Source organism: Streptomyces sp. NPDC006134 (assembly GCF_040628835.1).
Classification (GTDB): Bacteria; Actinomycetota; Actinomycetes; order Streptomycetales; family Streptomycetaceae; genus Streptomyces.
The window spans coordinates 249,278-255,802 of sequence record NZ_JBEXTV010000001.1; the positions used below are offsets into that span (position 1 = coordinate 249,278).

Annotated in this window: 4 protein-coding genes; 1 reads left to right on the forward strand and 3 read right to left on the reverse strand. The window is 70.2% G+C overall.

The window, feature by feature from the left end; translation table 11 throughout:
- Positions 1 to 45: 45 nt before the first annotated feature.
- The 3 genes from hemW to lepA form a co-directional block, all read right to left on the reverse strand.
- A complete protein-coding gene (hemW, locus tag ABZ340_RS01165) occupies positions 46 to 1,278 on the reverse strand; it encodes a radical SAM family heme chaperone HemW (protein ID WP_358779622.1) in 1,233 nt (410 codons plus the stop codon).
- Between the two features lie 83 nt (positions 1,279 to 1,361).
- On the reverse strand, positions 1,362 to 3,236 hold the full coding sequence (locus tag ABZ340_RS01170) for an AMP-dependent synthetase/ligase (RefSeq protein WP_358779623.1): 1,875 nt from the start codon (positions 3,234 to 3,236) through the stop codon (positions 1,362 to 1,364).
- Between the two features lie 296 nt (positions 3,237 to 3,532).
- On the reverse strand, positions 3,533 to 5,401 hold the full coding sequence (gene lepA, locus ABZ340_RS01175) for a translation elongation factor 4 (protein ID WP_358779624.1): 1,869 nt from the start codon (positions 5,399 to 5,401) through the stop codon (positions 3,533 to 3,535).
- 245 nt (positions 5,402 to 5,646) lie between these two features.
- On the opposite strand from lepA, the gene rpsT reads away from it, so the two are divergent.
- Positions 5,647 to 5,913, forward strand: a complete 267-nt coding sequence (gene rpsT, locus ABZ340_RS01180) for a 30S ribosomal protein S20 (RefSeq protein ID WP_029387472.1) — start codon at positions 5,647 to 5,649, stop codon at positions 5,911 to 5,913.
- The last annotated feature ends 612 nt before the right edge of the window (positions 5,914 to 6,525 follow it).

Below are 6,525 nucleotides of genomic sequence, written 5' to 3' on the forward strand. Positions count from 1 at the left end.
TAGGGGGCGAACCCGCATTCCGTAGCGGTTCACTCCGCCGAGTGATCAGTCCACCAGGTCCCTGACCACCGCGTCCGCCAGCAGCCGCCCGCGCAGCGTCAGCACCGCGCGCCCCTCCTCGTACGGCCCCTCCTGGAGCAGCCCGTCGGCCAGTGCCCGGCGGGAGGCCGCCAGGCCCTCGGGCCGCAGCAGGGACAGCGGCACCCCCTCCCGCAGCCGCAGCTCCAGCAGGACGCGCTCCACCCGGCGGTCCTCGTCGCTCAGCACCTCGCGCCCGGCCCCGGGGGACCGCCCGGCCGCCAGCGCCGCCGCGTAGGCGCCGGGGTGCTTCACGTTCCACCAGCGCACCCCGCCGACGTGGCTGTGCGCGCCGGGTCCGGCGCCCCACCAGTCGGCGCCCCGCCAGTACAGCTCGTTGTGCAGGCAGCGCCCGGCCGGGGAGGTCGCCCAGTTCGACACCTCGTACCACGCGAAGCCGGCGGCGGACAGGGTCTCCTCGGCGATCAGGTAGCGGTCGGCGTGCACGTCGTCGTCGGTCATCGGGACCTCGCCGCGGCGAATGCGGCGGGCGAGCTGCGTGCCCTCCTCGACGATGAGCGCGTAGGCGGAGACGTGGTCGGGTCCGGCGCCGAGGGCGGCGTCCAGGGAGGCCCGCCAGTCGTCGTCGGACTCGCCGGGGGTGCCGTAGATCAGGTCGAGGTTGACGTGGTCGAAGCCGGCCGCCCGGGCCTCGGCGACGCACGCCTCGGGGCGGCCGGGCGTGTGGGTGCGGTCCAGGATCCTGAGGACGTGCTGCTTCGCGCTCTGCATGCCGAAGGAGATCCGGTTGAAGCCGCCCTCGCGGAGGGTGGCCAGGTAGGCCGGGTCGACCGACTCCGGGTTGGCCTCCGTCGTCACCTCGGCGTCCGGCGCGAGGCCGAACTCGTCGCGGACGGCGCGCAGCATCCGCACGAGGTCGTCGGCGGCCAGCAGGGTGGGCGTGCCGCCGCCGACGAAGACCGTGCGGACCTCGCGGGGGTCGTCGCCGAGCACCTTGCGGGCGAGGCGGATCTCGTCGGTCAGCGTCTCGGCGTAGTTGTCGCGGGAGGCGAGGACGCCGCCGGTGCCGCGCAGCTCGGTGGCGGTGTAGGTGTTGAAGTCGCAGTAGCCGCAGCGGGTCGCGCAGTACGGGACGTGCAGGTAGAAGCCGAGGGGCCGGTCGGCGGCCCCGGCCAGCGCGGACACGGGCAGGGCGCCGTCGGCGGGGACGGGCTCGCCGTCGGGGAGTGCGGAGGGCATGGGTTCCATTGTCCAGCACCGGGCGGCGGCACCGCGCCGGGCCGGTGCCGGGGGTTCCCGGCACCGGTGCGTCCCGAAGGTCCCTACGCCTCGCGCGTCCCCTCGTACATCTCGTCGATCAGGTGCTTGTACTCCCGCTCGACGACCGGCCGCTTCAGCTTCAGGCTCGGGGTGATCTCGCCGTGCTCGACGTCGAGGTCGCGCGGCAGCAGCCGGAACTTCTTGATCGTCTGCCAGCGCTGGAGCCCGGCGTTGAGCTGGTCGACGTAGCCCTGCACCATCTCCACCGTGGCCGGCGCGGCGACGATCTCGGCGTACGAGCGGCCCTCCAGCCCGTTCTCCTTCGCCCACTCGGTGATCGCGGCCTCGTCGAGGGCGATCAGCGCGGTGCAGTAGTTCCGGTCGGCGCCGTGCACGAGGATGTTGGAGACGTACGGGCAGATCGCCTTGAACCGGCCCTCGACCTCGGCGGGCGCCACGTACTTGCCGCCGGAGGTCTTGATGAGGTCCTTCTTGCGGTCGGTGATGCGCAGGTAGCCGTCGGGCGACAGTTCGCCGATGTCGCCGGTGTGGAGCCAGCCGTCCGGCTCCAGCACCTCGGCGGTCTTGTCGGGCAGCTCGTGGTAGCCCTGCATGATGCCGGGGCCGCGCAGCAGGATCTCGCCGTCGTCGGCGATGCGCACCTCGGTGCCGGGCAGCGGCTTGCCGACCGTGCCGGTGCGGTAGGCCTCGCCGGGGTTGACGAAGGAGGCGGCGGAGGACTCGGTGAGGCCGTAGCCCTCCAGGATGTGGATGCCGGCGCCGGAGAAGAAGTAGCCGATGTCGGGCGCGAGGGCGGCGCTGCCCGACACGCAGGCGCGCAGGTTGCCGCCGAACGCCTCGCGGATCTTGGCGTAGACGAGGGCGTCGGCGACCTTGTGCTTGGCCGACAGGCCGAAGGGAGCGCTCGCGGTGCCGGTGCGGCGGAAGGTGTCCTGGGTGACCCTGGCGTACTCGCGGGCGACCTCGGCGGCCCACTGGAAGATCTTGTACTTGGCGGCGCCCCCCGCCTTCGCCTTGGCCGCGACGCCGTTGTAGACCTTCTCGAAGATGCGTGGCACGGCCGCCATGTACGTCGGCCGCACCACCGGAAGATTCTCGATGATCTTGTCGACGCGGCCGTCGACGGCGGTGACGTGGCCGACCTCGATCTGGCCGGAGGTCAGCACCTTGCCGAAGACGTGCGCGAGCGGCAACCACAGGTACTGCACGTCCTCACCGGTGACCAGCCCCGTCGCGGCGATCGCCTTGGCCATGTACGACCAGCTGTCGTGCGGGAGGCGGACGCCCTTGGGACGGCCGGTGGTGCCGGAGGTGTAGATGAGGGTGGCGAGCTGGTCCTTGGTGATCGCGCCGACCCGCTTCCCGACCAGGCCGGGGTCCTTCTCCAGACGGGCCGCGCCCCGGCGCTCCAGCTCGGCGAGGGTGAGCACCCCGTCGCCGGTCTCGACGCCCTCGCCGTCGATGACGACGACGTGGGTCAGCTCGGGCAGCTCCGCCCGCTTCTCACGGACCTTGGCCAGCTGCTCGGCGTTCTCCGCGACGAGCACCCGGCTGCCGGAGTCCGACAGGATGTACGCCGACTCCTCGGCGTTGGTCTGCGGATAGACGGTGGTCGTGGCGGCGCCCGCGCACATGATGCCGAGGTCGGCCAGGATCCACTCGATCCGCGTGGCGCAGGCCAGGGCCACCCGCTGCTCCGGTTCCACCCCGAGCTCGATCAGGCCGGCCGCGATGGCGGTGACCCGCTCGGCGGCCTGCGCCCAGCTCAGCGACCTCCAGTCGTCCGGGCCCTGGCCGGAGGCGGGGGGGACCGGGTAGCGGTAGGCCTCGGCGTCCGGCGTGGCCGCCACGCGCTCCAGGAAGAGGCCCGCCACGGACGGCGGACGGTTCTCGATCAGTGTCTGTGCGTCGCTCACGACATCCTCCGGGCCCGCGACAGTGCGGCTGGCTCAGGTGCGGCTGGTCTTCCTCAGCGGTCTTCCTCGCGAGCCGTTGTTTAACTCACGAGTAACTATCGAGCAGGGTTCAGCGTAGAGGCCGACCGGCCACGGCGTAAGACTCCGCGCCCTGACACTTCCTCGCCTTTCCTCGCCTTTCCTCCTCCTTTCCTCGGAGGATGCCCGCGATCACACGCAGGGGCCCGTCGTACGAAAGTACGACGGGCCCCTCGCCATCCGCTCTGTTCGGTTACTTCTTGATCCGTTTCGCCCGGTTACTTCTTGGCCTTGCCCGACCCCGCGCTGTCGTCGCTGGAGAGGACGGCGATGAAGGCCTCCTGCGGGACCTCCACGGAACCCACCATCTTCATCCGCTTCTTGCCTTCCTTCTGCTTCTCCAGCAGCTTCCGCTTACGGGAGATGTCACCGCCGTAGCACTTGGCGAGGACGTCCTTGCGGATGGCGCGGATGGTCTCGCGGGCGATCACCCGGGAGCCGATGGCGGCCTGCACCGGCACCTCGAAGTTCTGCCGCGGGATCAGCTCCTTCAGCTTGGCGACGAGCCGGACGCCGTACGCGTACGCCTGGTCCTTGTGGGTGATCGCCGAGAAGGCGTCCACCTTGTCGCCGTGCAGCAGGATGTCGACCTTCACGAGGGAGCTGCTCTGCTCGCCCGTGGGCTCGTAGTCGAGGGACGCGTACCCGCGCGTCTTCGACTTGAGCTGGTCGAAGAAGTCGAAGACGATCTCCGCGAGCGGAAGGGTGTAGCGGATCTCGACACGGTCCTCGGACAGGTAGTCCATGCCGAGCAGGGTGCCGCGCCGGGTCTGGCACAGCTCCATGATCGCGCCGATGAACTCGGTGGGCGCGAGGATGGTGGCGCGCACGACCGGCTCGTACACCTCCGCGATCTTCCCCTCGGGGAACTCGCTCGGGTTGGTGACGACGACCTCGGTGCCGTCCTCCATGATCACGCGGTAGACCACGTTCGGCGCGGTCGCGATCAGGTCGAGGCCGAACTCGCGCTCCAGGCGCTCCCGGATCACGTCCAGGTGGAGCAGACCCAGGAAGCCGACGCGGAAGCCGAAGCCGAGGGCGGCGGAGGTCTCCGGCTCGTAGACCAGCGCGGCGTCGTTGAGCTGGAGCTTGTCGAGGGCCTCGCGCAGCTCCGGGTAGTCCGAGCCGTCCAGCGGATACAGGCCCGAGAAGACCATCGGCTTCGGGTCCTTGTAGCCGCCGAGCGCCTCCGTGGCGCCCTTCTGCTGGCTGGTGACGGTGTCGCCGACCTTCGACTGGCGGACGTCCTTCACACCGGTGATGAGGTAACCCACCTCGCCGACGCCGAGACCGTCGGCCGGCAGCATCTCCGGCGAGTTGGTGCCGATCTCCAGCAGCTCGTGCGTGGCGTTCGTGGACATCATCCGGATCCGCTCGCGCTTGTTGAGCTGGCCGTCGATGACACGGACGTACGTCACGACACCGCGGTAGGAGTCGTAGACCGAGTCGAAGATCATCGCGCGGGCGGGGGCGTCCTTGACGCCGACCGGGGCGGGGATCTCGGCGACGACCTTGTCCAGCAGCGCCTCGACGCCGAGCCCGGTCTTCGCGGAGACCTTGAGCACGTCGTCGGGCTCGCATCCGACCAGGTTGGCGAGTTCCTCGGCGAACTTCTCGGGCTGCGCGGCCGGCAGGTCGATCTTGTTGAGCACCGGGATGATCGTGAGGTCGTTCTCCATCGCCAGGTAGAGGTTGGCGAGGGTCTGCGCCTCGATGCCCTGGGCGGCGTCGACGAGGAGGATGGTCCCCTCGCAGGCGGCGAGCGACCGCGACACCTCGTACGTGAAGTCGACGTGCCCCGGGGTGTCGATCATGTTGAGGATGTGCGTGTTGCTCTTGTCGTGGGTGGGCGCCCACGGCAGTCGCACCGCCTGGGACTTGATCGTGATGCCGCGCTCGCGCTCGATGTCCATGCGGTCGAGGTACTGGGCGCGCATCTGCCGCTGCTCGACCACGCCGGTCAGCTGGAGCATCCGGTCGGCGAGCGTGGACTTGCCGTGGTCGATGTGCGCGATGATGCAGAAATTGCGGATCAGAGCCGGGTCGGTACGGCTCGGCTCGGGCACATGGCTAGGGATCGCGGGCACGCAGGGTCCTGATTCTTGAGGCGTCCGCAGTGTCTGCGGTCTCGGGTCGGATCGATACGTAGCTTCCATGGTCCCACGGGCGCGGACCGGCGACCGGTTTGGGCCGCACAATCGCCCGCTGGTAGTCTGAGTGGCTGTGTCTCATGCCCTCTCAGCAAGAGGCACGTCTCCTGGAAATCACCGGCGCGCGAGACGGACCGCCAGCGGCCCCGTGCTCGCGTGCCTGAACCTGTAAAGGCTCATTCGTGGCGAACATCAAGTCCCAGATCAAGCGGATCAAGACCAACGAGAAGGCCCGGCTGCGCAACAAGGCCGTCAAGTCCTCCCTGAAGACCGCGATCCGCAAGGCCCGCGAGGCCGCCGCCGCGGGTGACGTCGAGAAGGCCGTCGAGTACCAGCGCGCCGCCGCGCGTCAGCTGGACAAGGCCGTCTCGAAGGGCGTCATCCACAAGAACCAGGCCGCCAACAAGAAGTCGGCGCTGGCGCAGAAGGTCGCGTCCCTCAAGGGCTGAACCGTTTCTTGATCTGACCGGATCTGACCGGATCCCCGGTGGATCCAGCCGCCGGAAGGACCCAGAGCGGGCCCTCTCTCATCCGCTCCCGACCGGCACCCCGGATCCGCGCGCGGCCTGCGTTCGCCACGCGGGCGCGGATCCAGCAGCTTCACCCGAAGGCCCCGTCGTCCCGCCCTTCCCCAGGGCGGACGGCGGGGCCTTCGGCCTGCCGGGAGAGCGGGGCCTTCGGCCTGCCGGGAGAGCGGGGCCTCCGGATGGCCGGGAGGGCGGGGTTCTTCGGTCACGGGAAGAGTTCTTCGGGTCACCAGGAGAGGGAGAGCGGGAGGCGCGATGCCCCGTCGTCGGGCGTTTCGCGCGAGGCCGGCGGACCGGAAACTCCCGGGGGCGAGGGCCGACGGCGTCGGCGGTGACGGACCGTGGCCGCTCCTAGTCCGTCGCCGGGCCGACCGGACGTCAGACGCGCCCCGGCGACCGCACGGCCCGAACGCCGGACACAACCCGGCAACCACACAGCCCGAACGCCGGACACAACCCGGCAACCACACAGCCCGAACGCCGGACACAACCCGGCAACCACACGGCCCGAACGCCGGACACAACCCGGCAACC

Bases quoted from the DNA above. Each gene is read 5' to 3' on its own strand.
- hemW (WP_358779622.1), bottom strand. From the start codon at position 1,278: ATGCCCTCCGCACTCCCCGACGGCGAGCCCGTCCCCGCCGACGGCGCC.